Origin of the sequence: Streptomyces sp. NPDC101237, assembly GCF_044767465.1 — a bacterium.
Classification (GTDB): Bacteria; Actinomycetota; Actinomycetes; order Streptomycetales; family Streptomycetaceae; genus Streptomyces; species Streptomyces gramineus.
Genome location: NZ_JBIWNY010000006.1, coordinates 77,944 through 103,354 on the forward strand (window position 1 = coordinate 77,944; position 25,411 = coordinate 103,354).

A 25,411-nucleotide genomic window follows, 5' to 3' on the forward strand; every position below is an offset into this window, starting at 1 on the left:
GATCCTGTCCCCGATGCTTCTCTTCCTGGACATCGACGGCACCCTCCTCCCCTTCGGCGCCCCGGAGGGGCACTTGTACCCGGCCTATGAGTCCGTCCGTGTCCCCTCGAACCCGCTGGTCACGCGGATCGACCCGGCGCTCGGCCCGCGCCTGGCCGCGCTCGGCTGCGAGCTGGTGTGGGCCACCACCTGGATGGACGACGCGAACGACTGCGTCGCCCCGTGGCTGGGCCTGCCCCCGCTGCCCGTCGTGGACTGGCCCGACGAGGACGAGCCGCCCGCCCTGCTGCACTGGAAGACGCGGGCGCTGGTGGAGTGGGCGGGACAGCGGCCGTTCGTCTGGATCGACGACGAGATCACCGAGGCCGACCGCGCGTGGGTCGCCACCCACCACCGGGGACCGGCCCTGCTCCACCGCGTCGACCACCAGTTCGGCCTGACCCCGGCGGACCTTCGCGCGGTGAAGTCCTGGCTGGCGACGCACGGTTGACGGCACGCGGGCCGCGGCCGGATGATCCCGGGCGTGTCCGACATCCCGATGCCCGCCACCGCCGCCCAGGATGCCGTCGTCCTCCTGCGGGACCTCGGCGCCGCCGGTGTCGACCACCCCGGCGGCACCCTCCTCGCACACCTCCTGCGCGTCGAGGAACGGCTCGCCGCCTGGGGAGCCCGCCCCGCGCTCCGGCTCGCCGGCCTGTGTCACGCGTGCTACGGGACCGACGGGTTTCCCGCCGCACTGCTGCCGCCGAGCCGCCGCGACGAACTCGCCGCGGTGATCGGCACCGAGGCCGAGGCCCTGGTGTACCTCTACGGCTCCTGCGACCGGAAGGCCACGTATCCGGCGTTCGCGGACGCCGGCGCCCCGATCCACGACCGGTTCACCGGCCGCGCCGTCGTTCCCGGCCCCGGCGCGCGCGAGGACTTCGCCGAACTGACGGCCGCCAACGAACTCGACCTCGCCGTCGTGGACCCGTCCTTCCGCGAGGAATGGGGTGCCGGTCTGCTCGGCCTGTTCACGCGCTTCCGGCCGCTGCTGACCGGGCCTGCCTGGGAGACCTGCGAGAGCGTGCTCGCGGGGCCGGCGCGCTGAGGGCGGGCCGGGCTCAGTAGACCTCGGTGATCGCCCTGTCCCGCATCAGCTCCGCCAGCTCCGCGTCGGAGAGCGGATGCAGGGTGTCCAGGACGCGGCGCAGGCCGGACTCGTCCAGGGACTGGCTGCTCACCTCGACCTCGGCGCCGCCGTGGCGGCGGGTGAGGGTGACCGCGCGGACCCCGCCGGGGGTGCGCTCGACCGAGCGCCGCTCGCCGTGCGCGTCGACCGTGCAGGTCACCGCCTTCTGCGCGGGCTGGGGGCACCGCGGGGCCGGGGTGTCCGCCGCCCGCACGGTGAGTCCCACGTACGCCAGGTCGTACCCCTCCCGGACGGCGCGGTAGGAGACGGTGAAGGAGGCGGGCCCGACCCGGGCGTCGGCCACCCGCATGCCGGGCGGCGGGGCGCCCAGGTAGAGCAGCTCCGGGTGTTCCCGGTAGCGCGCCGTCTCCGCCGCGCGCCGGTCGCGGTCAGCCTGCGCCGGGCCGAGGAGGCCGCCGTAGCCGACGCAGGCCGCCAGCACGGCCACCGCCCCCAGCCGCACCCACCGGCCGGGCACGAAGAAGGCCGCGGCGACGGCGTACGGCACGCCGGTCAGCGCGATCCGGGCACCGGCGCTCCCCAGGCCGACGCCCTCGCCGTAGACGGCCAGGCCCGCAAGTACGCCCAGGGTGCCGAGGACGAAGACCAGGACCGCCCAGCCGAGCCGCCCGCGCATCGAGCCGCACAGGGGCACCAGCGTCCTGGCCGACGCGCCCACCACGGTCAGCACGCCCACCAGCAGCGGCACGGCCCACACGAGCACGAACAGGGCCGCCCCGATGCCGGCGCTCCAGCCCGTCAGGAACAGCCCGAAGCCGAGCGCCGGCACGGTCGCCGTGGCCGTCGCCCACACCAGAAAGAGATGCAGCGCCACCGGCGCCCCTCTGCCGTCCGTCATGCCCCAGAGCCTGGCAGCGGACCCCGCGGGCCACATGAGCTGTCCTACTCAGAGGGCACTGGGTCCCGGGACGCAGGGGCCGCTCGACGCGGAGCCGCAGCGACACGCCGGGAAACACTTTTGCAAGCGGGTGCTTGCAATTGTTAGCGAGGATGAGGCAGGGTAGGAGGCATGGCATCGCTCAACGTCGGCAATCTCGGTGACTATCTCCGCGAACAGCGGCGCAACGCGCAGCTGTCGCTCAGGCAGCTCGCCGACGCCGCCGGGGTGTCCAACCCGTACCTGAGCCAGATCGAGCGCGGGCTGCGCAAGCCGAGCGCGGAGGTGCTCCAGCAGGTCGCGAAAGCCCTGCGGATCTCCGCCGAGACGCTGTACGTCCGCGCCGGCATCCTCGACGCCGAGCGGGATCTGAACGAGGTCGAGACCCGTGCGGTCATCCTCGCCGACCCCACCCTCGACGAGCGGCAGAAGCAGGTGCTGCTCCAGATCTACGAGTCGTTCCGCAAGGAGAACGGCTTCGGGTCGGGCGAGGAGGGCGCGAGCGCGGCCGGCACCGACGCCGGTGGTGCGCGGGACGACGGTGTGCGGGGCACCCGCAGCGAAGCCGGCAGTGATCTCGGCAGTGACGCCGACAGCGGTTCCGGCAGTGATGCCGGCAGCGAGACCGATCCGGGGCGGACGGCCGGATGAGCCGGCCAAGCGCGCCGGCCGCCGCGCCACGGATCGCACAACCCTCAGCCGAACCTGAATCCGGGAGGACCATCACCATGGCCATCACCGACGATCTGCGCAAGACCCTCAGCGACCCGACTCCGTTCTACTTCGCCGCCGGCACCGCCGACCTCGCGCTCCGGCAGGCGCGCAAGGTCCCCGGCCTGGTCGAGCAGCTGCGTGCCGAGGCCCCGGCCCGCATCGACGCCGTCCGCAACACCGACCCGAAGGCCGTGCAGGAGAAGGCCGCCACCCGCGCCAAGGAGGCCGGGGTCAAGGCCAAGGAGGCGCAGGCCAGCCTCCAGGCCAGGGTCAACGACTTCATCGTCTCCCTCGACGGCGACCTCAAGAAGCTCGGCGAGTCCGCTCAGGACTTCGCGCTGCGCCAGGTCGGCGTGGCCGCCGAGTACGCGGTCAAGGCCCGTGAGACCTACGAGAAGGTCGCCGAGCACGGTGAGCAGGCCGTGAAGACGTGGCGCGGCGAGGCCGCCGACGAGATCGAGGATCTCGCGATCGCGGTCGAGGGCAAGCCCGAGCCGGTCACGGTCAAGGCCGACGAGAAGAGGGCGGAGCAGCCGAGGGTCACCGAGGCCAAGCCGGCCGCGGTGAAGAAGGCCCCGGTCGCCAACGCCAAGAAGGCCCCGGCGCCCCGCAAGGCCACCCCGGTCAAGAAGACCACCCCGCCGGCCAAGTAGCCGGCAGGGCGAAGGGACGCACGGGCCGGGCACTCCTCGGGTGTCCGGCCCGTTATCGGGGTAGCGGTATCGGGCCGGCGGGTACGGTTGCCGCATGGGAACAAGCCGAAACGGGTGGTGGACGTTGTGCTGATGCAGGGCTTCTCGAGTTTCCTGGGGCTGCTCTACCTCGCCATGCTGGTCCTCGCCGTGGTGGCGCTGGTCATGGCCGCGCTCTTCAGGGACGACGCCTACCGGGCCGCGGACAAGCAGAACAAGGGCTTCTGGCTGATCATTCTGGGTGTCGCGGTCGCCGTGAACCTGCTGGTGCCCATGCTGTTCCTCCAGCTCGCGGGCCTGGTCGCCACGATCGTCTTCTTCGTCGACGTGCGCCCGGCCCTCAGGCAGGTCTCCGGCGGCGGCTTCGGCCGCCGGCGCGGCGGCAGCAGCAGCGACGGCCCGTACGGTCCGTACAACGGCGGCCGCTGACCTCGCTCGGGCACGGCGGGCGCTGACCTCGGTCGGGTACGGCGGGCGCGCCGCGGCGGCCCACAGGGGCCCTCCGCGGCGGGCGCCGGTCAGCCGCCCTGCCGGTCCAGCAGCACCAGGGCCACGTCGTCGGTCAGCTCGCCGCCGTTCATCTCCCGCACCTCGTTCACGGCCGCCCGCAGCAGCGCCTCGCCGCCGAGGCCCTCGCCCAGCTGACGGCGCACCATCTGCAGCATGCCGTCCTGGCCGAGCCGCTCCCCGCCGGAGCCGACGCGGCCCTCGATCAGGCCGTCGGTGTAGAGCATCAGGCTCCACTCGGAACCCAGCTCCACCTGCGTGCGCGGCCAGCGGGCGCCCTCCAGCATTCCCAGCGCCGGCCCGTTGTTGTCGTGCGGCAGCAGTTCCGCCGGGCGGCCGGGACGGGCGATCAGCGGTGCCGGATGCCCGGCCAGGCACAGTCCGGCCCGGCGCCCGTCCGGCGCTATGTCGACCGTGCAGAGGGTCGCGAAGATCTCCTCGTCGGAGCGCTCGTGCTCCAGCACCTCCTGCAGCGTGCCCAGCAGCTCGTCGCCGCACAGCCCCGCCAGCGTCAGCGCCCGCCAGGCGATCCGCAGCTCCACACCGAGCGCGGCCTCGTCCGGGCCGTGCCCGCAGACGTCGCCGATCATCGCGTGCACGGTCCCGTCGGGCGTGCGCACGGTGTCGTAGAAGTCGCCGCCGAGCAGCGCGCGCGAGCGGCCGGGGCGGTAGCGGGCGGCGAAGCGCAGCGCGGAGCCGTCCAGGAGGGGCGTGGGCAGCAGGCCCCGCTCCAGGCGGCGGTTCTCCTGGGCGCGCATCCGGCCCTCCGCGAGCTTGCGCTCGACCGCGAGGGAACGCTTGCGCTCGACGGCGTACCGGATGGCGCGGCTCAGCAGCCGGCCGTCCAGTTCGTCGCGGAAGAGGTAGTCCTGCGCGCCGACGCGCACGGCCTCGGCGCCGCGCTCGGCGTCACCGGAGGCGGTGAGCGCGAGCACGGCGTGCCGGGGCGCGATCTCCAGGACGTGCTTGAGCACGGCCAGTTCGTCCTCCGTCTCCTTGCCGCCGGGCGCCGGCAGCGCCAGGTCGAGCAGGATGCAGTGGACGTCGTCGGTCAGCAGCCGTCCGGCCTCGGTGAGGTTGCGGGCGGTCCGGACGCGGATCGAGGTGCCGGACGCGTCCCGCAGCTCGGGCAGGACCGGCGAGCCGGCCGGATCGTCCTCGATCAGCAGCAGCGTGAGAGTGGTGCCGCCGGTGTTCGGCGTGGCGGCTTCCGTGCGGTTGGCCTCTTCCTTGAGGGGGCCGCCGCCCTGTGCGGGCACGGCGACCGGCGCCTGACCACTCTCCACGGCCGGGATCGCTCTCTGCCGCGGTACGGGTACGGGCATGGTGTTGGGTTCCTTCCCTCCCCCCGAGGGCATGGCGGGGCGAGGGACCTCGACCCACCCGACGGGGACCATAGCGGTAGTCGCCGCCGCAACGGAATGGTGTGAGCCGCGTCGCTCCGCCTCAGGCCAATGGCATATGCCGCGGGACGTACCGCAGTTGGACAAGAAGACCGCCGGGCGGGAATGACGAAGCTCACGCGGTGCCCCGGTTTCAAAGGGCGTTGGCGTGCACTGGGTCACGTGGCGCAGGTCACGAAAGGGACATTGCGCCCGAAGTGCCTTGCGGCGCTCAGGCGTCCGGGCGTACCACGCCGAGGATCGGCATCGTGCCGGCACCGCCGAGCGACACCGTGCGTCCCGGGCGCGGGGCCTGGATGATCGCTCCGTCGCCGACGTACATCGCGACATGGCTGGCGTCGTCGAAGTAGATGATCAGGTCACCCGGGCGCATGTCCTCGACGGCGACGTGCCGGAGCTGCTTCCACTGCTCCTGCGAGGTGCGCGGGATCGGGTGCCCGGCGCTCGCCCAGGCCTTGGAGGTCAGTCCGGAGCAGTCGAAGGAGTCCGGGCCCTGCGCGCCCCACACGTACGGCTTGCCGATCTGGGCGGTGGCGAACGCGACCGCCTTCCGGCCCGCCGCGGTCGCCCTGGTGTGGATCTCGTCGAGTATCCCGGTGTCCAGCCAGGCGGTCTGCGCCTTGTCCGCGGCCTCCCGCTCCAGCTCGGCGAGCCGCTCCTTCTGCTTCTTCTCCAGGCTCGACTGGAGCTTCTCGGCGGCCGCGATCCGCTGCTGGATCTTCTTCTTCGCGGCGGCCTTCGTCTTGCGGCCGGCCTCCAGTTCGTCCCACCGGTCGGCCGCGTCCGCCGCGTACTGCTGCAAGTCCTGCTGGGTCTGGGTCAGTTCCGCGATCAGGCCCTTGGTGGCCCGCTGGCCCTCCAGCACCCGGCCGGCCCCGTCGAGGAACTGCGAGGGGTTGTCGCTCAGCAGCAGCTTGGCGGAGTCGGGCAGCCCGCCGGTGCGGTACTGGGCGGCCGCCGCCCGGCCCGCCCGCGCCTTCAGCCCGTCCAGCTTCTGCCGGCCCTTGACGATCTTCTTGGCCAGGTCGACGATCGCGGCGGACTGCTTGTCGGCGGCCTCCTCGGCGGCGTTGTACGCGTCGGTGGCGACGGCCGCGTCGTGGTAGAGCGCGTCCAGCTTCGCCCGTACCGCCTCAAGGTCCTTGTCCGGCGGGGGTGTCGCCGGAGCGCTCGGGGAACCGCTCGTGGAGGGCGTGGGGTCCGGCGCCGCGAACGCGGTGCCCGGCGCCGCCAGTACCGTCAGCGCGCAGACCAGGGTCACGGCCGCGGCGGTGCTCGCGCGACGGCCGCCCGCCCGGACGCCGTTCCTGTCCGGCCCCATGGCCACCCCTCCCCGAAAACTGATTAACCGTCAGTAACATGTGGCACGGGGAGGATCGTGCCACGTCACGCCGCAAACCGACAGAGGGAGCGGCCGGTGGCTTCCTCCCCGGATTCCCCCCGGGACATGACGATCTCCCCGTCTTTGTGACGAATGCCTCACCGAGATCGTTCCCGGTCCGCGCGGGTCGGACGGGAGTCAGTCCGAGGGCGCCAAGGCGCCCCACGCCACCGTCACTTCTCCCTGCCGCCAGCGCGCCGCCGAGTCCGTCACCGGCCAGTCGCCGGCCAGGTCCCGCACCGCGCGCGTCCACCGCTGCCGGGCGCCGTACGACGCGTAGGGCGCGGCGGCCGCCCAGGCGCGGTCGAAGTCCCGCAGGAACGCGTGCACCGGCTCGCCCGGCACGTTGCGGTGGATCAGCGCCTTGGGCAGCCGCTCGGCGAGGTCGGACGGCCTCTCCAGGGAGCCGAGCCGGGTCGCGAAGGTCACCGTGCGGGGTCCCTCGGGGCCGAGCGCGACCCATACGTGGCGCCGCCCGATCTCGTCGCAGGTCCCCTCGACCAGCAGCCCGTCCGGCGCCAGCCGCGCGCACAGCCGCGCCCAGACGGCGGCGACCTCGCGCTCGTCGTACTGCCGCAGCACGTTGGCCGCGCGGACGAGCAACGGCCGCCCGGCGACCGGGATCTCGAACCCGCCGTGCCGGAAGACCAGGCCGTCGCGCTCGTACGGCTTCGCGGCGGAGACCCGGTCGGGCTCGATCTCGATGCCGACGACCCGCGTGCGCGGCGCGACACCGCGCAGCCGGCCGAGCAGTTCGACGGCGGTCCAGGGGGCGGCGCCGTATCCGAGGTCGACGGCGACGGGGTCGGCGGCGCGGCGCAGGGCGGCGCCGTGCGTGACGGCGATCCACCGGTCCATGCGGCGCAGCCGGTTGGGGTTCGTGGTCCCGCGCGTCACCGTGCCCACGGGGCGGGAGGCGCGGGTGGTCATGGGTACGAGGGTAAGTGTGCGCGTCCCCCTACGCGTCCCGCCCTCGAACGGTTGAGCGAGCACAGGTAATTCCCCGGTAAAAACCCTGTTCCCAGGAATGGGGATCGAGCGCTCCGCGTTGCATCCCCTGAGGGGCCCCACACCCTCCCCTAGGCATGCCCGCACCAAGGAGGACCGCCACGTGAGCCAGTACGTCAGCAGGCTCGGGCGACGCTCCCCGTCGGCTGCTGCCCGGCTTCTCCGCAGCCGCCGTCCGCGTCGCGTCGCCATGCTCTCCGTGCACACCTCGCCGCTCCACCAGCCGGGCACCGGCGACGCCGGCGGCATGAACGTCTACATCGTCGAGCTGGCGCAGCGCCTGGCCGCGATCGACATCGACGTCGAGATCTTCACCCGGGCCACCTCCGGCGGCCTTCCGCCGACCGTCGAACTCGCCCCGGGAGTCCTCGTCCGGCACGTCGACGCCGGCCCCTACGAAGGCCTCGCCAAGGAGGACCTGCCGGCCCAGCTGTGCGCCTTCACGCACGGCGTGATGCAGGCCTGGGCCGGCCACCGCCCCGGCTACTACGACCTGGTCCACTCGCACTACTGGCTCTCCGGCCACGTCGGCTGGCTCGCCGCCCAGCGCTGGGGCGTTCCGCTGGTGCACGCGATGCACACCATGGCCAAGGTCAAGAACGCCAGCCTGGCAGACGGGGACACCCCCGAGCCCGCCGCCCGCGTGATCGGCGAGACCCAGATCGTCTCCGCGGCCGACCGGCTGATCGCCAACACCTCCGAGGAGGCCGACGAACTCGTCCGCCACTACCGCGCCGACCCGGCCAAGGTCGCCGTCGTCCACCCCGGCGTGAACCTCGACCGGTTCCGCCCCGCCGACGGCCGTGCCGCCGCCCGTGCCCGCCTGGACCTCCCGCAGGACGCGCTGATCCCGCTCTTCGCGGGCCGCATCCAGCCACTGAAGGCTCCCGACGTCCTGCTCAGGGCGGTGGCCGTGCTCCTCGACGAGCGGCCCGAGCTGCGCTCCTCGATCGTCGTGCCGATCGTCGGCGGCCCCAGCGGCAGCGGGCTCGCCAAGCCGGAGGGCCTGCAGAAGCTGGCCGCGCGGCTCGGCATCGCGGACGTCGTCCGGTTCCGGCCGCCGGTCGGCCAGGAGCAGCTCGCGGACTGGTTCCGGGCCGCCTCCGTCCTCGTCATGCCGTCCTACAGCGAGTCCTTCGGCCTGGTGGCGATAGAGGCGCAGGCGGCCGGCACCCCGGTCCTCGGTGCCTCCGTCGGCGGTCTGCCGGTGGCGGTGCGGGACGGCGAGACCGGCTTCCTGGTGCGCGGTCACGATCCCGCCGACTACGCGCGCGTGCTGTGCCGTTTCGCCGACGACCCGTCCCTGGCGAACCGTTTCGGCGACGCCGCCGCCCGGCACGCCCAGTGCTTCGGCTGGGACACCTCGGCCGCCGCCACCGCCGAGGTCTACTCGGCCGCGACCCAGTCCCACCGCCGTCGCGTACGCTCGGCCCATGGGTGATGTCGACAAGGCCGCGCAGGTCATCGAGGCGGTCCTGAAGGACGCCGAACTGGAGTGGGAGAGCCCCGATCCCGGCAGTTACGTCGTACAGCTGCCCGGCACCCGCAAGCTGCGGACGACCGTCTCCCTCCTCGTGGGCCGCCACTCCCTCTCCCTGAACGCCTTCGTGATCCGGCACCCCGACGAGAACGAACCGGCCGTCCACCGCTGGCTCCTGGAGCGCAACCTCAAGCTCTACAGCGTGAGTTACGCCGTCGACCGGCTCGGCGACATCTACGTCACCGCCCGCCTCCCGCTCGCCTCCGTGACCGCGGACGAGATCGACCGGCTGCTCGGCCAGGTCTTGGAGGCGGCCGACGGTGCCTTCAACACCCTCCTGGAAATGGGCTTCGCCGCCGCGATCCGCAAGGAGTACGCCTGGCGGGTGTCCCGCGGCGAGTCGACGCGGAACCTGGACGCGTTCACGCACCTGATCGAGCGCCCGACCGACTGACTTCAGGTCCAGACCCGATTGGCCCTCGCGCGACTCTTTCGCGGCGACCGGGTGTCATGGCATGCTCGCGGCCGACGCGCATATGAACAACGTTCACAACCATGAAAAGTCGCCACGAAGAGCCGCCATGGGAAGGACGTACGGAATGAGCACCGCGCACCACGGCATGACGAGACGCAGCCTGCTCGCCGGCGCCACGGCGGTCGCCGCCGCCGCCGTCACCGGCACCCCCGCCCGCGCCTCGGACACGTCCGCCGCCCCGAGCGCCTCCGGCCCGCCCGGCGCCCCGAACACCTCCGGCCCGCCCGGCGCCCCGAACACCTCCGGCCCGTCCGGCGCACATGGCCCGTCAGGCCATCAAGTACCCAGCCTATGGCGGGAGTTCACCCGCACCCCCTTCACCCACCCGCAGATCCCGTACGTCGGCCGGGCCGGCGCGGCCCGGATCCACCGCCTCCCGGTGGTGGCCGACGTCCGCGCGTACGGCGCGGTGGCCGACGGCGTCACCGACTGCGCCCCCGCGATCAACCGTGCCATCGCCGCCGCCGCCGGGGCCGGCGGTGGCACGGTCACCATCCCGCCCGGCACCTTCCGCATCGACGGCCTGATCCACCTCGCCTACGACGACGTGGTGCTGCGCGGCGCGGGCAGCGGCCGTACGACGCTGTACGCGACGAAGAACCTCACCGAGCTGATCGGCCCCTACGGCTCACGCTACGGCGGCACCAAGTCGGCGTGGTCCTGGGCCGGCGGCCTGATCTGGCTTGCGCCCAAGGCCCGTTGGGACTCGCTGACGGCCGCGATCAAGGGGCAGGACTGGCCGTTCGAGGGCTGGACCGGCAACAAGCGCGACGAATGGGAGCAGTTGACCTCGGTCGCCCCGGCCCGCCGCGGCCAGTGGACGATCACCGTCACCGACCCGTCCCGGCTGCGCCCCGGCCGCCTGGTCCTGCTCCGCGTCGCCGACGACACCGCCCACACCCTCCTCCAGCACATGTCGGGCGACGGCCCCGGCCCGGCCGCGTACTACTGGGAGGACAAGACCAAGCTGCTCTCCTACGTCCCCTACGAGTGGCCCGTCCGCGTCACCTCCGTGCGCGGACACCGGGTGACCCTGGAACGCCCCCTCCCGCTGGACCTCAGGCCGGAGTGGAACCCCCAACTCACCACGCACGCAAGGGAACTGACCGGCTCGGGCGTCGAAGGGCTCACCCTGGACGTGAGGGAGACCCCGCAGTCCCCGCACCTCCTCGACAAGGGCTACAACGGGGTCGTCCTGCAGTGCGCCTACGACTGCTGGGTGGACGACGTCACGGTCCGCAACGTCGACAACGGCTTCGGCCTGGTCGCCGCCTCCGCCTGCACCCTGCGCCGCACCCGCGTCGGCGGCCGCGGCGAGCACCACCCCTACTTCTGCCGCGAGGGCTCCCACGACAACCTCGTCGAGGACTTCACCGTCGAGGAGCGCACGGTCCCGGCGCCCCCCGACACCCAGCTGCACGGCATCAACGTCGAGGGCCTGTCCTCGCACAACGTGTGGTCGCGCGGCGACATGCGGATGGGCACCTTCGACTCCCACCGCGGCCTGCCCTTCGCCAACGTCCGCACCGACATCACCGTCGACAACAACGGCCGGCACGGCGGCGACGCCACCGCCGGACCGCTCTTCGGCGCCCGCTTCACCCACTGGAACGTGCGCGTCACCAACGGCCGCGCGGGCCTGATGCGCCTCGACGGCCTCGCCCCCCGGTCCGCCACGGTCGGCCTCAACGAGGTGACCGAGTTCGACCAGACCGACGTCCCGGACTTCACCGGCGACCTGCACTCCCGCCTGGAGCTGTACGGCACCTGGGACGCGGTACGGCCGCCGAACCTGTACGAGGCTCAGCGCGCGCTGTCCCGGTAGCGCCCCGGGGTCACCCCCACCAGCTTCTTGAAGTGCCGGGTCAGATGCGCCTGGTCGTAGAAGCCGGTGGCGGTGGCCGTGTCGCCGGGCGGGACGCCGTCGAGCAGCAGCCGGCGGGCCCGGCCGACCCGGCGGGACATCAGGAACTGGTGCGGGGCGATGCCGTACGCGCCGCTGAACGCCCGCACGAGATGGGCCGGGTGGGCGTGCAGCAGCCGCGCCGCCTCGGCCAGGGCGAGCCCCTCGTCGACCCGCTCGTCGAGCAGGTCGCGCAGGGCGCCGGCGAGCACCGGGTCGGGCGGCCTGGGCGGTGCCGTGAGCCGGGGGCGGAGCAGGTCGCGCAGCCGGTCGCCGATGAGGGTGAGCCGGCTCTCGGCCTCCAGTTCGTCGCCGGGGCGGGCGAGGGAGGCGTGCAGCTGGCCGACGCGCCGCCGCAGCAGCGGGTCGCGCAGGTCGGGGCCGTCGACCGCCGCGCCGATCAGCTCGTCGCCGAGGAGGGTGCCGTCCAGGTACACCACGCGCTTGCGGAAGCCGCCCGCGGTGGCGGGGGAGCCGTTGTGCGGGACGTGCGGCGGGAGCAGCGAGACCGTGTCGTCCGGGGTGCCGTGCTCATGCCGTTCCAGGTCGTACCGTACGGCGCCGTCGTCCACGATGAGCAGCGTCCAGGCGTCGTGCACGTGCATCGGATACGCGTACTCGGTGAAGTGCGCGTGGAAGACCTCCGTGACGCCCGGTACCAGGGGGCGCCAGGCGGTGACTTCCTCCGTGAGGTGCTGCCGGGCGGCCATGCAAACAACGTACAAGACGAGGCCCTACGGCGATCGGCAGTCTCATGGCATGAGCACTGAGCCCCACGCCCCCGCCTCGTCCGACGTCCGTTTCGACACCAAGATCGCCGTGCTGCTGCGTGACGACCTGGAGCCCTGGCAGCGCCTCAATGTCACCGCGTTCCTGGTCAGCGGCCTGGGCACGGCGGTCCCCGAGGTGATCGGGGAGCCGTACGAGGACGCCGACGGGGTGGCGTACCAGCCGATGTTCCGGCAGCCGGTGCTGGTCTTCGAGGGCACGAAGGAGACGATGACGGCGGCGCACGCGCGCGCCCTGAGCCGGTCCCTGCCCCGGTCCGTGTTCACCGCGGACCTCTTCACCACCGGCAACGACCGCGACAACCGCGCGGCGGTCCGCGCCGTCCCGACGGCGGAGCTGGACCTGGTGGGACTGGCGGTCTACGGGCCGCGGAACGGGGTGGACAAGGTGCTGAAGGGGGCACGGATGCATCCGTGAGGGGCGGGATCGGCGGTGGGGGGTGAGCGTGTTGGTGAGGGGTGGGCGCGGCGGTGAGGGGTGGACGTGTTGGTGAGGGGTGGGCGCGGCGGTGAGGGGTGGACGTGTTGGTGAGGGGTGGGCGCGGCGGTGAGGGATGGGCGTGTCCGTGAGAGCTTCTCGCGTCTGCGAGGAGCGGACGTGTCGGTGAGGTACGGACGTCTCGGCGAGAGCCTGTCGCGTCGGCGACGACCGGATGTGCCGGCGAGGACCGGACGTGTCGGTGAGGACCGGACGTGTCCGCGATGACCGGATGTGTTGGGGAGGACGGGACGTGTCGGTGAGGGCCGTACGGGTGCGTCGTGGGATTGGACCGGCCGGTGGAATCGTGGCGCGTGACCGGGTGATCCGATCATCACACTCGCCCGTTCCCCGGGCGAACGACGCATCTGACATGTCATGCGACTCATCGGATTCAGCAGGACGGCGGCGACGGCGGTGGCGGCTGCGGTCGTCGCGAGTGCGACGGGCGTGACGGGCGGCCCGGCCGTGGCCGCGGCCGGGGGCGGGGACGACGGGAGCCAGGTTCCCTGCAGCACGACGGCACTGATCACCGCCGTCGTCGCGGCGTCACCGGGCGACACCCTCTCCCTCTCGTCCGCCTGCACGTACCACCTGACCTCGCCCTACACCAGCGGTGAGGGCCTGCCGACCATCACCGACAAGCTCACCGTCCGGGGCAACGGCGCGACGATCGTCCGGGACGGGAACGGCACCGCGGCCTTCCGGATCTTCCACGTAGGCTCCGGCGGCAACCTCCGCCTGGAGGACCTGGCCGTCCGCGGCGGGAACACCGGCGCCGACGGCGGGGGCATCCTGGTCGACTCCGGCGGCAAGCTCACGCTGGTCGGCGTCGACGTGACCGACAACACCGCGACGGGCAACGGCGGCGGTGTGGCCGTGTCGGCGGGCGCCACCGCGGTCGTACGACGCGGCTGGCTCGCCTTCAACAACGCGATCAACGGCGCCGGGCTGTACACCGGGGGAACGCTGAGCGTGGACGACTCCGAGTTCAGCCGCAACCACGCCCGCAACGCCGGCGGTGCCCTGGCCAGGGTGTCCGGCAACGCCTACGTGCACGCGAGCCTCGTCCGGCGCAACACGTCGGCCGTCGCGGGCGGCGGAGTCGTCAACGGCGGGGGCGGAACCCTGGAGTTCAGCGACAGCAAGATCGCGAACAACACGACCAGCGGCACCACCGGCGGCGGCATCCAGAACCTGTCGAACCTCAGGCTGGAGAAGACCGAGGTCAGCGGCAATGTCGTCGGAGGAACCGCGGGAGCCGGCGGCGGCATCCACAACTCCACGACCACCGCGGTGCTCGTCGTGAACGGGAGCGAGATCCTCCGCAACAGCGCGAACGGCAACGGCACCTCGCGGGCCGGCGGCATCTACAACAACGCCGGTTCGGTCACCCTCGACCACAGCCACGTCCGCGACAACGCCTCCACGGTGGCGCCGGGCGGTGTCTACACGACGAACCAGTTCACGGTGACCGCCTCCTCCGTCACCCGCAACATCCCGACCAACTGCGCGGGCAGCGCCGTCGTGGTCACCGGCTGCACGAACTGAGCCGGACCGGACGGGGCGGACGGGCCGCGGGGGCGGGGGACAGCGCGTGGGCCGGTCAGGCGAGCGCCTCGGCCCCGCCCCCGGCCTCGACGGCGTCCGTGCCCGCGTCCTCCCGAGCCGCAACCCGCCCTGCGCCCCCGCGCTCCCCGCCCCCGCGCTCCCCGCCCCCGCGCTCCCCGACCACGGCCTCCCCGACGACAACACCCCCTTCGACCACGCGCTCCTCGCCGGTGCGTTCGTCCGGCAGCCGTCGCATGAGGACCCCGTACCCGAAGGCCGCCGCCGTCCCCACGACCGCGCACACGCCCCACAGCCACCGCGCCCCGAACCGGTCGATGACGACACCGGACAGCAGGGGCGCGATGAGCGCGGCGGCCGACCAGGACATCGAGTACATCCCCTGGTACCGCCCGCGCCCGTGCACCGGCGACAGCCGTACGACGAGCCCGGTCTGGGTGGGCGCGTTGACGATCTCGGCGAGCGTCCACACGCACACGGTGAGCGCGAAGACGCCGACGGACCCGGCGAACGCGGTGAGCCCGAACCCGTACCCGGCGAGCAGCGACGAGACGACGAGCAGCGACCGCGGGTCCCGGTGTTCGATGACCCGGGTGACGGGGATCTGGAGGACGACGATGAGCACGCCGTTGACGGCGATGGCCATGCCGTAGTCCGCGGGCGAGAACCCGGCCTCGCCCATCGCCACCGGCAGTCCCACCGATCCCTGCTGGAAGATGAGGGCGACGAGGAAGGACAGACCGACGACGGCCATGTACCGCCCGTCGCGCACCACGGTCCGCAGGCTCACCTCGCCGTCCGGGGCGCCGGCGCTCCTCGCGATCCGCTCGGGGCGGGACTCGGGCAGCTTCACGAAGACGAGGACGGCGCAGACGGCGGTCATCCCGGCCTCGATCAGGAACCCGGCGCGGTAGCTGACCTCGGCGATGAACCCGGCCGCCATCGACGACACGGCGAAACCGAGGTTGATGGCCCAGTAGTTCAACGAGAAGGCCCGCACCCGGTCCTGCGGCCGCACGATGTCGGCCATCATCGCCTGCACGGCCGGGCGGGAGGCGTTGGAGGCCATGCCGACGAGGAAGGCGACGGCGGCGATGGCGACGGGGTCCTGGACGAACCCGAGCAGGGCGACGGCCGCCGCGGTGGAGCCCTGGGCGACCAGCAGGGTCGGCCGCCGCCCGAGCCGGTCGGCCATCACCCCGCCGGCCAGCGCGGAGACGACGCCGCCCAGCCCGTGCAGCGAGGCGACGAGGCCGGCGTAGGAGGCGCTGTAGCCGCGGTCCAGGGTCAGGTAGAGCGCCATGAACGTGGCGACGAAGGCGCCCAGCCGGTTGACGAGGGTGCTCGTCCACAGCCACCAGAACTCACGGGGCAGACCGGCTACGGTCTCCCGGACAGCGCGTCGCAGGGCGACGGACGGCATGGCTCCCCCAGGGCAAGGCGTAAGTGCTGCTAGTGATGATCGGACCTTACTTTTGATCCGCTCAACTGAGCCACTCAATTAACAGAAGCCGTCAACTGTCCGACGGCTGGGACGGCCTCCGGGCGGCGGCTCTGCGCCCCGAACCCGTGGATTACGCTCTGACCCATGGCCGACGCACCGTACAAGCTGATCCTCCTCCGCCACGGCGAGAGCGAGTGGAACGCGAAGAACCTGTTCACCGGCTGGGTGGACGTCAACCTCAACGAGAAGGGCGAGAAGGAGGCAGTCCGCGGCGGTGAACTCCTCAAGGACGCCGACCTCCTTCCCGACGTGGTCCACACGTCGCTCCAGAAGCGCGCCATCCGCACGGCGCAGCTCGCCCTCGAAGCGGCCGACCGCCACTGGATCCCGGTCCACCGCAGCTGGCGCCTGAACGAGCGCCACTACGGCGCCCTCCAGGGCAAGGACAAGGCGCAGACCCTCGCGGAGTTCGGCGAGGAGCAGTTCATGCTGTGGCGCCGGTCGTACGACACCCCGCCCCCGCCGCTGGCCCGCGACGCCGAGTACTCCCAGTTCGACGACCCGCGCTACGCCACGCTGCCGCCGGAGCTGCGCCCGCAGACGGAGTGCCTGAAGGACGTCGTCGTCCGCATGCTCCCGTACTGGTTCGACGGCATCGTCCCCGACCTCCTGACCGGCCGCACGGTCCTCGTCGCCGCCCACGGCAACAGCCTGCGCGCCCTGGTCAAGCACCTCGACGGCATCTCGGACGCCGACATCGCGTCCCTGAACATCCCGACGGGCATCCCCCTCTTCTACGACCTCGACACCGACTTCAAGCCCCTCACCCCGGGCGGCCGCTACCTCGACCCCGAGGCGGCGGCAGCAGCAATCGAGGCGGTCAAGAACCAGGGCAAGAAGAAGTAGCCCGACCCTGTTGAGCCCCCGGCCTGTGGTGTCTTGGCAGGGCGGGGGCTTGTTGGTGACCGGGGGTGTGGTCGGGCGGAGACCGGCCGTTGCTTCGAGGGAGGGACAGTCCGCTGAGTCCAGCGGGATCGGGCCCGCCGCACGGTGTCCGGGAGGTGCCTCATGACGGCCGAGATGGTGGCCCCTGCGTGGATGCATGAGCAGATCACGGCCGAGGATTACGAGTCCTGGTCCGAGGAGCAGTGCGTCGACGTCGAGATCGTGGACGGGATGGTCGGCGTAAGTCCGAGCGCCTCGAAGCGGCACAGCAGGCTCGCTCGGATTCTGGCGAACGCCCTGGACGCCGCCGCAGGGCCGGAGTGGAACGCCGACACGGACTTCGATGTCCGGCTTCAGGACGTGCCCCTCACCAGTCGCCGTCCGGATGTCGTCGTGTACCGCGCGGACACGATCGACATCAGCCCGACCCGCCCGGAGCACGTGCTGCTGGTCACGGAGGTGGTGTCGCCGGGTTCGGAGACGACCGACCGGGTCGTCAAGGTCGATCAGTACGCCAAGGCGGGCATCGCCTTCTACTGGCGGATCGAGCAGGCCGCGACGGGCGTCCCGCTCGTGTGCACCTACGTTCTCGACCCCGCGACGAAGACCTACCGTGACGGTGACGTGTTCGCCGGAGCCGTCAAGGCGGCGGCCCCGTTCCCGGTGGAGATCGACCTCAACCAGCTCTGACCCGGGCACCGTTCGTCGTCAGGTGATCGCCGGTGTCGTCCCGTCCGGCAGGGCGCACGCGTCGCCGGCGTAGGGGCGGGAGACGATGTGTCCGCCGGCGGACGCGCAGTCGTCCCTGGAGATGTTCGGAGCTGACGTGGCTCCGGCGGCGCTCACGCCGACCAGGGTCAGCGCGGCCAGGGCCAGGCCCAGGATCCTTCGTATGCGCATGGTGTCCTCCGCCTCCCGGGCGCGCCGTCGTCCGGCCTTCGGGAGCGAGGGTCTCGTGACGTCCGCGCCCTCCTTCCCAGGATGGGCGCTCCCCGTGGGGCCCGCGCGGCGGGTGCGCTAGCGCGGTTCGTGGGCCGCGGCCCGGCAGGCGGCGGTCGCGGCGCCGCCCGCCGCCCCGGCTCCGGTCAGCCCGGTCACACAGGTCTGAAGGTCTCCGGACACGCCACGGCCGCAGGCCGCCGTGACCGCGTCGGAGGCGGCGGCACCGGCCCGTTCGGCCATCTGCGTGCAGGCGGGGATGTCCGCCCGGGCCGTGGGCGCGGCGAGGACCGTGCCGCCGAGGGTGAGGGTCAGGCCGGTGAGGGCACCGGCGAGCCGGGTCGACGTGCGCATGGGGCGGACCTGCCTTCCGGGTCGGTCGCTCGGCCCGGACGCGGGGCGCCGGGTGTGAGCCGCGGCGGTGACGCGGCCTCCGGACCGGGGGAAGGGACTCCGGGAGAGGGGTCTCGGGTCCCTCATCCCAGCCTCGCACCTCCTCGCCCGCCCGTCCTGACCACCCGGCGGGGCTCAGTCGAGGCAGAACTCGTTGCCCTCGACGTCCCGCATCACGATGCACGAGTCGTTCTCGTCGTGCAGGAGCCGTTCGCGTACCGCGCCGAGCGGGACCAGGCGGGCGCACTCCGCTTCGAGCGCGGCCAGACGCTCGTCGCCCACGAGCCCGGTGCCGACCCGTACGTCGAGGTGGACGCGGTTCTTGACGACCTTGCCCTCGGGAACGCGCTGGAAGTACAGCCGGGGGCCGGCGCCCGAGGGGTCGACGCACGCGGCCCACGATCCCCGTTCCTCCGGAGGCTGCGAGTGATCGTATGCGTCCCAGGTGTCGAACCCGCGCGGCGTCGCCATGGCGTACCCCAGCACCTCGCACCAGAAGCGGGCGACGCGCGCGGGCTCCGCGCAGTCGAAGGTGACCTGTACCTGCCTGATCGTTGCCATCGGCGCACCCTAGCAACGGTCGTCGGCGGCGGGCCGCCGGTTTTTCGGGCCGGGGACGGCGAGGCGGTGCGCGTCGCGGGGTTGCCGGTTCGGCAAATGTGTTCGTGGTCCCGGCGGCGGCCCTCCCATGATCCGTGGTGAGGCGACGAGGCCGCGACCGAGGAGGGTTCATGGAAGGCACGCATCGGGTCGTCTCCGGAGGCGGACGGCGGATCCATCTCGTCGAGCGGGGAGCCGGGCCCCTCGTGCTGCTCGTGCACGGCTTTCCGGAGAGCTGGTACTCCTGGCGGCACCAGCTGCCGGCGCTCGCCGCGGCCGGATACCGCGCGGTCGCCGTCGACGTGCGCGGGTACGGGCGGTCCGCCGGGCCCGCGGATCCGGACGCCTACCGGATGGCCGAACTCGTCGAGGACAACGCCTTCGTGGTGCGGGCGCTCGGCGAGGAGACGGCCGTGGTCGTCGGCCACGACTGGGGTTCCGTGATCGCGGCGAACTCCGCGCTGCTCAGGCCGGACGTCTTCCGCGCGGTGGGGCTGCTGAGCGTGCCGTACGCGCCGCGCGGCGGCCCGCGGCCCAGTGACGTCTTCGCGGGAATGGGCGGCGAGGAGTTCTACGTCTCGTACTTCCAGGAGGCGGGGCGCGCCGAGGCGGAGATCGAGCCCGACGTACGGGGCTGGCTCGCGGGCTTCTACGCCGCCTTCTCCGGCGACACCATGCCCGCGCCCGGCGCTCCCGATCCCCAATTCGTCGGCGGAGGAGGCACGTTGAGGGAGCGGTTCCCCGCGGGCCGGCTGCCCGGCTGGCTCGGTGAGCGTGATCTCGACGTGTACGCCGGGGAGTTCGAGCGCACGGGGCTGACCGGCGCGCTCAACCGGTACCGGAACATGGACCGCGACTGGGAGGACCTCGCCGCCTACGACGGTGCCGCGATCCCCCAGCCGTCCCTGTTCGCCGGCGGCGGCCTGGACGCCTCCACGACCTGGCTGGCCGATGCCGTCGCGGCGTATCCGGTCACCCTTCCCGGCCTGGTCTCCTCGCATCTGCTGGACGGCTGCGGCCACTGGATCCAGCAGGAACGGCCCGACGAGGTCAACCAGTTGCTGGTCGGCTGGCTGGACGCGCTGCCCGCCGTCTGACGGCGGTACTCGACCCGTGCGAAGGGCCCCCGACCGGAGTCGGGGGCCCTTGGCCGTACCTGGGATGTGCGCTCAGCCGCACTGGCAGGGGCTGCCCGACTGGCAGCCGCAGCCGCAGCCCGAGCCGCACCCGCACGCACCGATGACGAGAAGGTTCTTGATCTCGGCGGGCTGCTCGGTCTCGCGCTGCTGTGTGGGGTCGGGCGTGGTGCTGGGGGATTCGGCCATGGATCCCTCCTAGAGGTCCCTAGAGGCGGGGCGTGGTGCCCTGCCCATCTCATGACCTGCCCATTTCATGCCCGTTTCACCGGGCGCATCAACGGCGCACAGTGGCGCCCACACGCCCACCCCACACTCCGCGAGCCCCCGGGCCCCGCCCCACACCCCGCGAGCCCCGGGCCCCGCCGACGGCCCGCGAGCCCCGGGCCCCGCCGACGACCCCGCGAGCGCCCGAGCCCGTCGGCACCCGCGAGCCCCCGGCCGGCCCGCATCCGCGTGCCGCGGGTCAGGCTCCCTCGATGCCCGTCACCGGCTGGATGTCCTGCTGCAGGTCGTCGGCGTGCTCGCCGGTGACCAGGAAGACGACGCGCTTGGCGACGGCGACCGCGTGGTCGGCGTACCGCTCGTAGTAGCGGCCGAGCAGCGTCACGTCGACGGCGGTCTCGATGCCGTGCTTCCAGCGGTCGTCCAGCAGGTGCTGGAAGATCGTCCGGTGCAGCAGGTCCATCTCGTCGTCGTCCTGCTCCAGCTGGAGGGCCAGGTCGACGTCCTTGGTGATGATCACCTCGGCGGCCTTGGCCATCAGGCGCTGGGCGAGCTGGCCCATCTCCAGGATGGTCGCGTGCAGGTCGTGGGGGATGGCGTTCCCGGGGTAGCGCAGCCGGGCGAGCTTCGCCACGTGCTGGGCGAGGTCGCCCGAGCGCTCCAGGTCGGCGGACATGCGCAGCGAGGTGACGACGATCCGCAGATCGGTCGCCACCGGCTGCTGGCGGGCCAGCAGGGCTATCGCGCGGGCCTCCAGGTCGTGGTGGAGCTCGTCCACCTTCTGGTCGGCCTCGATGACGCTTTCGGCCAGCTTCAGGTCGCCGTCGAGGATCGCCGTCGTGGCGCGCCCGATCGCCGATCCGACGAGCCGGGCCATGTCGACCAGGCTGTCGCCGATCGAATCGAGTTCCTCGTGGTACGCGTCCCGCATCAGGGTTTCCCTCTCGTGCGTGTGTGTTCTCCGGGGCTCCGGGGGCCGGGGCCCGTGGCCGAAACCAGCTGCGAACCCCACGCTCCCATGGTGTGGTCCCCGCGCGTCCGTTTCTGCCCTCGCAAATGAACCAATACTGGCTCCAAGGTGAACTCTGGGCGACGAGTGTTCGAGCTGACACCTCGCGGGCTGTGGGGAAGTCGTACGCCCTGCTTAACCTGTTTCCATGGACGTGAACGCGGCGGTCGCCGCAGCGGCAGCGATCGCCGGTGTACTTACCGGTGTCATCGCCATGCTGGCGTTCCGCTGGAGCGAACGCGACCAGAAGCGACCGACCAGGACTTCTCTGCACACCGACCCCGTACTGCCCCCGGGCGTGGACACCGTACTGAGCGTGCTGCGCTCCTCCGCGGTGGTCCTCGACGAGGGCGACATCGTGGTGAAGGCGAGCTCGGCGGCGTACGCCCTCGGACTGGTGCGCGGCGGCAAACTCGCCGTCGAACCCATGCTCCAGATGGCCCGGGACACCCGGCGCGACGGCGAGATACGCCAGGTCGAGCTGGATCTGCCCCGGCGCGGCACCGGACGCGGCGAGGCGCTCGCCGTCTCCGCACGGGTGGCGCCCCTGGGCTCCCGGCTCGTCCTGCTCCTCGTCGAGGACCTCACCGAGGCCCGCAGGATCGAGGCGGTACGACGCGATTTCGTGGCGAATGTCAGCCACGAGCTGAAGACTCCGGTGGGCGCACTCTCCCTCCTCTCCGAGGCCGTCATGGACGCCTCGGACGATCCGGAGGCGGTGCAGCGCTTCGCCGGTCGCATGCAGATCGAGGCCACGCGCCTGACCAACCTGGTCCAGGAGCTCATCGACCTGTCGAGAGTGCAGAACGACGATCCGCTGGAGGACGCCGAGCCCGTCCGGGTGGACGAACTCGTCGCCGAGGCGATCGACCGGTGCCGCCACCAGGCCGGCGCCAAACAGATCACCATGGCCGCCGGCGGCACCGCCGACCTGCACGTCTGGGGCAACCGCGGCCAGCTCGCGGCCGCCCTCGGCAACCTGGTCGAGAACGCGGTGAACTACTCACCGGCCCGGACCCGGGTCGGGATAGCCGCCCGCCGGCTCAACGCGCCCGGCGGCGACATGATCGAACTTGCCGTGACCGACCAGGGCATCGGCATCACCGACAAGGACAAGGAGCGCATCTTCGAGCGCTTCTACCGCGTCGACCCGGCCCGCTCGCGGGCCACCGGCGGCACCGGTCTCGGTCTCGCCATCGTCAAGCACGTGGTCGCCTCGCACGGCGGGGAGGTCACGGTGTGGAGCGCCGAAGGCCAGGGCTCCACCTTCACCGTCAGGTTGCCGGAGGCGGGTGCGGCTCGTGACCGCGCCTCGCAGCACCCCGATCCCGACCTCGATGACGAGGCCGGCACCACCGAGTCATCCCCGTACGAACCGCTTCCCGCCCCGGAGGTCCTTCCGTGACCCGAGTGCTCGTCGTCGAGGACGAGGAGTCCTTCTCCGACGCCCTGTCGTACATGCTCCGCAAGGAGGGCTTCGAGGTCGCAGTGGCGGCCACGGGCCCCGACGGACTCGACGAGTTCGAGCGCAACGGCGCCGACCTCGTCCTCCTCGACCTGATGCTGCCCGGCCTGCCGGGCACCGAGGTCTGCCGCCAGCTGCGCGGGCGCTCCAACGTCCCCGTCATCATGGTGACGGCCAAGGACAGCGAGATCGACAAGGTCGTCGGGCTCGAAATAGGAGCCGACGACTACGTCACCAAGCCCTTCTCCTCCCGCGAGCTGGTCGCCCGGATCCGGGCCGTCCTGCGCCGGCGCGGCGAGCCGGAGGAGGTCACCCCGGCCGCGCTGGAGGCCGGTCCGGTCCGCATGGACGTCGACCGGCACGTGGTGACGGTCTCCGGCTCCAAGGTCGACCTCCCCCTCAAGGAGTTCGACCTGCTGGAGATGCTGCTGCGCAACGCGGGCCGCGTCCTGACCCGCATGCAGCTCATCGACCGGGTCTGGGGCGCCGACTACGTCGGTGACACCAAGACCCTCGACGTCCACGTCAAGCGTCTGCGCGCCAAGATCGAGCCCGACCCGGGCGCCCCGCGCTACCTGGTGACGGTCCGCGGCCTCGGCTACAAGTTCGAGCCGTAGACCGCGGGCCCGGCCCCGGTCCGCCGCCCGCGGGCCGGACGCACGGGCCGGACGACCGTACGGCGAAGGGCGGCACCCCTCGGGGGTGCCGCCCTTCTCGCGTCGTCCGGCGGACCGGTCAGCCCGCGTTCGCCGACTCCGACGCCGAGTCGCTCGGGGTGGCGCCCTCGGACGGCTTGTTCTTGGCCTTGGCGCTCTCGCCGGCCGTGGCGCCCGCGGCCGGGGAGCCGGAGGCCGACGAGGAGGCGGAGGCCGAGGAGGACGCGGAGGCGGACGGGACCGCGCTCGGGCCCCAGCCCGTGAAGAAGCTCTCGGCGGGCACGACGAACGCGCGCAGGCTGACGTCACCCGTCCTGCTGAAGGTGAACGTGACCTTCTGCGCGTTGCCGTCCTTGACCGCCTCGCGGCTGCTGCCGAGCACCGCGGAGGCGTTGCCCTTGCCACCGATGATCAGGCGGCCGCCGGCCGGGATGGTCAGCGGCTGGGACTTGGTGCCGTGCAGCTCGGCGGTCTTGTTGGTGCCGGCGACGACGATCGACTGGAGCGTCTCGGGCTGCGTGCCGGTGTTGAAGACGGTGGCGGCGACCACGGCCGGACCGGTCGACGTGAGGTCGGGCTGGGTGATCACGGTCGCGTTCTGGACCTTGATGGCTCCGACGCTCGTCGCGGCGTTGTCCGGCTTGATCTCCAGCGTCTGGGAGTTGTTGCCGGCACCGCACGCGGAGAGCGCGGCGACGGAGACGGCGATGGCGGAGGCGGCGAGGGCGCCGCGTCGAAGGCTGCTGCTCACGGCGGCGGCAACTCCTTGAACGCACGGGCGGCCCCCTAATAAAGCCGCCCTAAGTGTCTGTCAGCGGCCTTAGGTTACCGAGCCGTTCCCGCGTGGTCGCACCCGACCCTCCCCAAGCCCCCCGCTTCTCTTGCGGAGCTGCACCCTCACAGCGGCACAACCGTCTCCGCGGTCACTTTGGACGGCGCTCGTCGGGCATTCACATAACTGGTTCGCGACACCGCGCGCAAAATTTCCGTGAAGGAATGCGCGACCGCCGGGAAAATGGATCACGCCCCGTTCGGCCGCACGCCTGTGATCAATTCCGGAAACGTCTCCGATCCGACATCGGCAACCGAACGGAGTAGCGTAAGTCGTACGCTTGGAAGCGGACAAATCGGGACGTTCAGCCACTTGGGTGGCCGTGCGGAGGTGTGTGACGGGCAGGTTTCGGCTTGCCCGGAGAGCCGCTCCGACCTGCGAATACCTGGTTCCGGGCGGCCCGCGCAGCACGTTCCAGTCGCTGTTGTCAAGCCCCGAGATATGCCCTGACCTGCGAAAACGCCATTCAGAACCGCCGGTTTCCGTGTTACCCTGGATAGCCACGGAAGGGGTACCTGTCACATGACGTTCAAGGTTGGCGACACCGTGGTCTATCCCCATCACGGGGCCGCGCTGATCGAGGCTATCGAAACTCGCCAGATCAAAGGCGTGGACAAGACCTACTTGGTGCTGAAGGTCGCCCAGGGTGACCTGACGGTACGTGTGCCAGCGGACAATGCGGAGTTCGTCGGCGTGCGGGATGTGGTCGGTCAGGACGGGCTGGACCGGGTCTTCGAGGTGCTGCGCGCGCCGTACGCCGAGGAGCCCACGAACTGGTCCCGTCGTTACAAGGCAAACCTGGAGAAGCTCGCCTCCGGCGACGTCATCAAGGTCGCGGAAGTCGTGCGTGACCTGTGGCGTCGTGAGCGCGAGCGCGGACTCTCCGCCGGTGAGAAGCGCATGCTCGCCAAGGCCCGCCAGATCCTGGTGAGCGAGCTCGCGCTCGCGGAGAACACGAACGAGGACAAGGCCGAGGCCCTGCTCGACGAGGTCCTCGCGTCCTGACGCGAACCAGCTCGGCACGCCGAAGCTCCGCACACTGATAATGCCGCGGTGCCCGATGACACACCTGTCGCCGGGCGCTGCGGCATGTCCGTACCCGGAAACCGGCGCTCCCGGAATCCCGCCCCGGCGGCAACACCGCTACCGCCGGCAGAACCCCGACACCCGGCAGAACCCCGATACTGAGCGTGCCGGGCCCGGGCTGCTGGCTCGACCAGTGTCACGGAAGGGTCCGGTC

General features: G+C 72.1%; 28 protein-coding genes. 16 read left to right on the plus strand and 12 right to left on the minus strand.

From position 1 onward, the window contains the following. The first annotated feature begins 13 nt into the window (after nucleotides 1-13). Both ACIRQ9_RS11570 and ACIRQ9_RS11575 read left to right on the plus strand, forming a co-directional pair. On the plus strand, nucleotides 14-490 hold the full coding sequence (locus ACIRQ9_RS11570) for an HAD domain-containing protein (protein ID WP_404170149.1): 477 nt from the start codon (nucleotides 14-16) through the stop codon (nucleotides 488-490). 48 nt (nucleotides 491-538) lie between these two features. Continuing rightward, nucleotides 539-1,090: a DUF6817 domain-containing protein gene (locus ACIRQ9_RS11575; protein WP_404170895.1), complete on the plus strand. Its 552-nt coding sequence runs from the start codon at nucleotides 539-541 to the stop codon at nucleotides 1,088-1,090. Nucleotides 1,091-1,103: 13 nt separating this feature from the next. Here the strand turns inward: ACIRQ9_RS11575 and ACIRQ9_RS11580 are convergent, their stop codons facing one another. Then, nucleotides 1,104-2,030 carry a hypothetical protein gene (locus tag ACIRQ9_RS11580; protein WP_404170152.1) on the minus strand — a complete coding sequence of 309 codons (927 nt, stop codon included), beginning with the start codon at nucleotides 2,028-2,030 and terminating at the stop codon, nucleotides 1,104-1,106. A gap of 171 nt (nucleotides 2,031-2,201) precedes the next feature. Between ACIRQ9_RS11580 and ACIRQ9_RS11585 the strand changes: the two genes are divergently transcribed. From ACIRQ9_RS11585 to ACIRQ9_RS11595, 3 genes are all read left to right on the plus strand, one after another. Continuing rightward, a complete protein-coding gene (locus ACIRQ9_RS11585) occupies nucleotides 2,202-2,720 on the plus strand; it encodes a helix-turn-helix domain-containing protein (RefSeq protein ID WP_404170155.1) in 519 nt (172 codons plus the stop codon). A 77-nt stretch (nucleotides 2,721-2,797) separates the two neighbouring features. After that, nucleotides 2,798-3,436 carry a hypothetical protein gene (locus ACIRQ9_RS11590; RefSeq protein WP_404170158.1) on the plus strand — a complete coding sequence of 213 codons (639 nt, stop codon included), beginning with the start codon at nucleotides 2,798-2,800 and terminating at the stop codon, nucleotides 3,434-3,436. A 132-nt stretch (nucleotides 3,437-3,568) separates the two neighbouring features. Further along, on the plus strand, nucleotides 3,569-3,904 hold the full coding sequence (locus ACIRQ9_RS11595; RefSeq protein WP_390633467.1) for a DUF2516 family protein: 336 nt from the start codon (nucleotides 3,569-3,571) through the stop codon (nucleotides 3,902-3,904). An 89-nt stretch (nucleotides 3,905-3,993) separates the two neighbouring features. Here ACIRQ9_RS11595 and ACIRQ9_RS11600 read toward each other — a convergent pair whose 3' ends face one another. The 3 genes from ACIRQ9_RS11600 to ACIRQ9_RS11610 all read right to left on the minus strand — a co-directional run bounded on the left by ACIRQ9_RS11600 (nucleotide 3,994) and on the right by ACIRQ9_RS11610 (nucleotide 7,696). Then, nucleotides 3,994-5,307, minus strand: a complete 1,314-nt coding sequence (locus ACIRQ9_RS11600; RefSeq protein WP_404170161.1) for a PP2C family protein-serine/threonine phosphatase — start codon at nucleotides 5,305-5,307, stop codon at nucleotides 3,994-3,996. Nucleotides 5,308-5,596: 289 nt separating this feature from the next. Continuing rightward, nucleotides 5,597-6,706 (minus strand): C40 family peptidase, encoded by a 1,110-nt coding sequence (locus tag ACIRQ9_RS11605; protein WP_404170164.1) that lies wholly within the window; start codon nucleotides 6,704-6,706, stop codon nucleotides 5,597-5,599. 198 nt (nucleotides 6,707-6,904) lie between these two features. Beyond that, the gene (locus ACIRQ9_RS11610) at nucleotides 6,905-7,696 is read right to left on the minus strand and encodes a class I SAM-dependent methyltransferase (protein ID WP_404170167.1); all 792 of its coding nucleotides are present in this window, start codon (nucleotides 7,694-7,696) and stop codon (nucleotides 6,905-6,907) included. 181 nt (nucleotides 7,697-7,877) lie between these two features. Here ACIRQ9_RS11610 and mshA point away from each other — a divergent pair, with 181 nt between their 5' ends. From mshA to ACIRQ9_RS11625, 3 genes are all read left to right on the plus strand, one after another. Beyond that, nucleotides 7,878-9,215, plus strand: a complete 1,338-nt coding sequence (mshA, locus tag ACIRQ9_RS11615) for a D-inositol-3-phosphate glycosyltransferase (RefSeq protein WP_404170170.1) — start codon at nucleotides 7,878-7,880, stop codon at nucleotides 9,213-9,215. Continuing rightward, nucleotides 9,208-9,708: a YbjN domain-containing protein gene (locus tag ACIRQ9_RS11620; protein ID WP_404170173.1), complete on the plus strand. Its 501-nt coding sequence runs from the start codon at nucleotides 9,208-9,210 to the stop codon at nucleotides 9,706-9,708. The genes mshA and ACIRQ9_RS11620 overlap by 8 nt, the downstream gene beginning before the upstream one ends. 145 nt (nucleotides 9,709-9,853) lie before the next feature. Beyond that, a complete protein-coding gene (locus tag ACIRQ9_RS11625) occupies nucleotides 9,854-11,614 on the plus strand; it encodes a glycosyl hydrolase family 28-related protein (RefSeq protein WP_404170176.1) in 1,761 nt (586 codons plus the stop codon). Here the strand turns inward: ACIRQ9_RS11625 and ACIRQ9_RS11630 are convergent. Continuing rightward, on the minus strand, nucleotides 11,593-12,402 hold the full coding sequence (locus tag ACIRQ9_RS11630; RefSeq protein WP_404170179.1) for an AraC family transcriptional regulator: 810 nt from the start codon (nucleotides 12,400-12,402) through the stop codon (nucleotides 11,593-11,595). The two genes, ACIRQ9_RS11625 and ACIRQ9_RS11630, sit on opposite strands and share 22 nt — an antisense overlap. On the opposite strand from ACIRQ9_RS11630, the gene ACIRQ9_RS11635 reads away from it, so the two are divergent. Together ACIRQ9_RS11635 and ACIRQ9_RS11640 are read left to right on the plus strand one after the other, a co-directional pair. Further along, nucleotides 12,401-12,898 carry a DUF2000 family protein gene (locus ACIRQ9_RS11635; RefSeq protein ID WP_404170182.1) on the plus strand — a complete coding sequence of 166 codons (498 nt, stop codon included), beginning with the start codon at nucleotides 12,401-12,403 and terminating at the stop codon, nucleotides 12,896-12,898. The two genes, ACIRQ9_RS11630 and ACIRQ9_RS11635, sit on opposite strands and share 2 nt — an antisense overlap. Before the next feature lie 438 nt (nucleotides 12,899-13,336). Further along, nucleotides 13,337-14,509 (plus strand): hypothetical protein, encoded by a 1,173-nt coding sequence (locus ACIRQ9_RS11640; protein WP_404170185.1) that lies wholly within the window; start codon nucleotides 13,337-13,339, stop codon nucleotides 14,507-14,509. 55 nt (nucleotides 14,510-14,564) lie between these two features. On the opposite strand, the gene ACIRQ9_RS11645 is transcribed toward ACIRQ9_RS11640, so the two are convergent. Next, a complete protein-coding gene (locus ACIRQ9_RS11645; RefSeq protein WP_404170188.1) occupies nucleotides 14,565-15,950 on the minus strand; it encodes an MDR family MFS transporter in 1,386 nt (461 codons plus the stop codon). 165 nt (nucleotides 15,951-16,115) lie between these two features. On the opposite strand from ACIRQ9_RS11645, the gene ACIRQ9_RS11650 reads away from it, so the two are divergent. Both ACIRQ9_RS11650 and ACIRQ9_RS11655 read left to right on the plus strand, forming a co-directional pair. After that, on the plus strand, nucleotides 16,116-16,877 hold the full coding sequence (locus tag ACIRQ9_RS11650) for a phosphoglyceromutase (RefSeq protein WP_404170191.1): 762 nt from the start codon (nucleotides 16,116-16,118) through the stop codon (nucleotides 16,875-16,877). Between the two features lie 162 nt (nucleotides 16,878-17,039). Beyond that, on the plus strand, nucleotides 17,040-17,606 hold the full coding sequence (locus ACIRQ9_RS11655) for a Uma2 family endonuclease (protein WP_404170194.1): 567 nt from the start codon (nucleotides 17,040-17,042) through the stop codon (nucleotides 17,604-17,606). 18 nt (nucleotides 17,607-17,624) lie between these two features. On the opposite strand, the gene ACIRQ9_RS11660 is transcribed toward ACIRQ9_RS11655, so the two are convergent. From ACIRQ9_RS11660 to ACIRQ9_RS11670, 3 genes are all read right to left on the minus strand, one after another. Next, nucleotides 17,625-17,816: a hypothetical protein gene (locus tag ACIRQ9_RS11660; protein ID WP_404170197.1), complete on the minus strand. Its 192-nt coding sequence runs from the start codon at nucleotides 17,814-17,816 to the stop codon at nucleotides 17,625-17,627. A 117-nt stretch (nucleotides 17,817-17,933) separates the two neighbouring features. Beyond that, a complete protein-coding gene (locus ACIRQ9_RS11665) occupies nucleotides 17,934-18,209 on the minus strand; it encodes a hypothetical protein (RefSeq protein WP_404170200.1) in 276 nt (91 codons plus the stop codon). Between the two features lie 174 nt (nucleotides 18,210-18,383). Continuing rightward, complete coding sequence (locus ACIRQ9_RS11670; protein WP_404170203.1) at nucleotides 18,384-18,809, minus strand: VOC family protein; 426 nt, start codon at nucleotides 18,807-18,809, stop codon at nucleotides 18,384-18,386. Nucleotides 18,810-18,979: 170 nt separating this feature from the next. Between ACIRQ9_RS11670 and ACIRQ9_RS11675 the strand changes: the two genes are divergently transcribed. Beyond that, on the plus strand, nucleotides 18,980-19,945 hold the full coding sequence (locus ACIRQ9_RS11675) for an alpha/beta fold hydrolase (RefSeq protein WP_404170205.1): 966 nt from the start codon (nucleotides 18,980-18,982) through the stop codon (nucleotides 19,943-19,945). 72 nt (nucleotides 19,946-20,017) lie between these two features. Here ACIRQ9_RS11675 and ACIRQ9_RS11680 read toward each other — a convergent pair whose 3' ends face one another. After that, nucleotides 20,018-20,173 (minus strand): hypothetical protein, encoded by a 156-nt coding sequence (locus ACIRQ9_RS11680; protein WP_351328265.1) that lies wholly within the window; start codon nucleotides 20,171-20,173, stop codon nucleotides 20,018-20,020. A gap of 277 nt (nucleotides 20,174-20,450) precedes the next feature. Next, nucleotides 20,451-21,140, minus strand: a complete 690-nt coding sequence (gene phoU, locus ACIRQ9_RS11685; protein ID WP_404170208.1) for a phosphate signaling complex protein PhoU — start codon at nucleotides 21,138-21,140, stop codon at nucleotides 20,451-20,453. 226 nt (nucleotides 21,141-21,366) lie between these two features. Between phoU and ACIRQ9_RS11690 the strand changes: the two genes are divergently transcribed. Together ACIRQ9_RS11690 and ACIRQ9_RS11695 are read left to right on the plus strand one after the other, a co-directional pair. Then, a complete protein-coding gene (locus tag ACIRQ9_RS11690) occupies nucleotides 21,367-22,623 on the plus strand; it encodes a sensor histidine kinase (RefSeq protein WP_404170211.1) in 1,257 nt (418 codons plus the stop codon). Further along, nucleotides 22,620-23,300: a response regulator transcription factor gene (locus ACIRQ9_RS11695; protein WP_010358452.1), complete on the plus strand. Its 681-nt coding sequence runs from the start codon at nucleotides 22,620-22,622 to the stop codon at nucleotides 23,298-23,300. The genes ACIRQ9_RS11690 and ACIRQ9_RS11695 overlap by 4 nt, the downstream gene beginning before the upstream one ends. Before the next feature lie 118 nt (nucleotides 23,301-23,418). Here the strand turns inward: ACIRQ9_RS11695 and ACIRQ9_RS11700 are convergent, their stop codons facing one another. Next, the gene (locus ACIRQ9_RS11700) at nucleotides 23,419-24,090 is read right to left on the minus strand and encodes a DUF461 domain-containing protein (RefSeq protein WP_404170214.1); all 672 of its coding nucleotides are present in this window, start codon (nucleotides 24,088-24,090) and stop codon (nucleotides 23,419-23,421) included. Nucleotides 24,091-24,693: 603 nt separating this feature from the next. Between ACIRQ9_RS11700 and ACIRQ9_RS11705 the strand changes: the two genes are divergently transcribed. Continuing rightward, nucleotides 24,694-25,176 carry a CarD family transcriptional regulator gene (locus ACIRQ9_RS11705; RefSeq protein ID WP_003953493.1) on the plus strand — a complete coding sequence of 161 codons (483 nt, stop codon included), beginning with the start codon at nucleotides 24,694-24,696 and terminating at the stop codon, nucleotides 25,174-25,176. Nucleotides 25,177-25,411: the final 235 nt, after the last annotated feature.

What these genes read in the sequence shown, in the direction of transcription:
- ACIRQ9_RS11570 (WP_404170149.1), top strand. Translation starts at nt 14, where the DNA reads ATGCTTCTCTTCCTGGACATCGACGGCACCCTCCTCCCCTTCGGCGCC.
- ACIRQ9_RS11575 (WP_404170895.1), top strand. Translation starts at nt 539, where the DNA reads ATGCCCGCCACCGCCGCCCAGGATGCCGTCGTCCTCCTGCGGGACCTC.
- ACIRQ9_RS11580 (WP_404170152.1), bottom strand. Translation starts at nt 2,030, where the DNA reads ATGACGGACGGCAGAGGGGCGCCGGTGGCGCTGCATCTCTTTCTGGTG.
- ACIRQ9_RS11585 (WP_404170155.1), top strand. Translation starts at nt 2,202, where the DNA reads ATGGCATCGCTCAACGTCGGCAATCTCGGTGACTATCTCCGCGAACAG.
- ACIRQ9_RS11590 (WP_404170158.1), top strand. Translation starts at nt 2,798, where the DNA reads ATGGCCATCACCGACGATCTGCGCAAGACCCTCAGCGACCCGACTCCG.
- ACIRQ9_RS11595 (WP_390633467.1), top strand. Translation starts at nt 3,569, where the DNA reads ATGCAGGGCTTCTCGAGTTTCCTGGGGCTGCTCTACCTCGCCATGCTG.
- ACIRQ9_RS11600 (WP_404170161.1), bottom strand. Translation starts at nt 5,307, where the DNA reads ATGCCCGTACCCGTACCGCGGCAGAGAGCGATCCCGGCCGTGGAGAGT.
- ACIRQ9_RS11605 (WP_404170164.1), bottom strand. Translation starts at nt 6,706, where the DNA reads ATGGGGCCGGACAGGAACGGCGTCCGGGCGGGCGGCCGTCGCGCGAGC.
- ACIRQ9_RS11610 (WP_404170167.1), bottom strand. Translation starts at nt 7,696, where the DNA reads ATGACCACCCGCGCCTCCCGCCCCGTGGGCACGGTGACGCGCGGGACC.
- ACIRQ9_RS11620 (WP_404170173.1), top strand. Translation starts at nt 9,208, where the DNA reads ATGGGTGATGTCGACAAGGCCGCGCAGGTCATCGAGGCGGTCCTGAAG.
- ACIRQ9_RS11625 (WP_404170176.1), top strand. Translation starts at nt 9,854, where the DNA reads ATGAGCACCGCGCACCACGGCATGACGAGACGCAGCCTGCTCGCCGGC.
- ACIRQ9_RS11635 (WP_404170182.1), top strand. Translation starts at nt 12,401, where the DNA reads ATGCAAACAACGTACAAGACGAGGCCCTACGGCGATCGGCAGTCTCAT.
- ACIRQ9_RS11630 (WP_404170179.1), bottom strand. Translation starts at nt 12,402, where the DNA reads ATGGCCGCCCGGCAGCACCTCACGGAGGAAGTCACCGCCTGGCGCCCC.
- ACIRQ9_RS11640 (WP_404170185.1), top strand. Translation starts at nt 13,337, where the DNA reads ATGCGACTCATCGGATTCAGCAGGACGGCGGCGACGGCGGTGGCGGCT.
- ACIRQ9_RS11645 (WP_404170188.1), bottom strand. Translation starts at nt 15,950, where the DNA reads ATGCCGTCCGTCGCCCTGCGACGCGCTGTCCGGGAGACCGTAGCCGGT.
- ACIRQ9_RS11650 (WP_404170191.1), top strand. Translation starts at nt 16,116, where the DNA reads ATGGCCGACGCACCGTACAAGCTGATCCTCCTCCGCCACGGCGAGAGC.
- ACIRQ9_RS11655 (WP_404170194.1), top strand. Translation starts at nt 17,040, where the DNA reads ATGACGGCCGAGATGGTGGCCCCTGCGTGGATGCATGAGCAGATCACG.
- ACIRQ9_RS11660 (WP_404170197.1), bottom strand. Translation starts at nt 17,816, where the DNA reads ATGCGCATACGAAGGATCCTGGGCCTGGCCCTGGCCGCGCTGACCCTG.
- ACIRQ9_RS11665 (WP_404170200.1), bottom strand. Translation starts at nt 18,209, where the DNA reads ATGCGCACGTCGACCCGGCTCGCCGGTGCCCTCACCGGCCTGACCCTC.
- ACIRQ9_RS11670 (WP_404170203.1), bottom strand. Translation starts at nt 18,809, where the DNA reads ATGGCAACGATCAGGCAGGTACAGGTCACCTTCGACTGCGCGGAGCCC.
- ACIRQ9_RS11675 (WP_404170205.1), top strand. Translation starts at nt 18,980, where the DNA reads ATGGAAGGCACGCATCGGGTCGTCTCCGGAGGCGGACGGCGGATCCAT.
- ACIRQ9_RS11680 (WP_351328265.1), bottom strand. Translation starts at nt 20,173, where the DNA reads ATGGCCGAATCCCCCAGCACCACGCCCGACCCCACACAGCAGCGCGAG.
- phoU (WP_404170208.1), bottom strand. Translation starts at nt 21,140, where the DNA reads ATGCGGGACGCGTACCACGAGGAACTCGATTCGATCGGCGACAGCCTG.
- ACIRQ9_RS11690 (WP_404170211.1), top strand. Translation starts at nt 21,367, where the DNA reads ATGGACGTGAACGCGGCGGTCGCCGCAGCGGCAGCGATCGCCGGTGTA.
- ACIRQ9_RS11705 (WP_003953493.1), top strand. Translation starts at nt 24,694, where the DNA reads ATGACGTTCAAGGTTGGCGACACCGTGGTCTATCCCCATCACGGGGCC.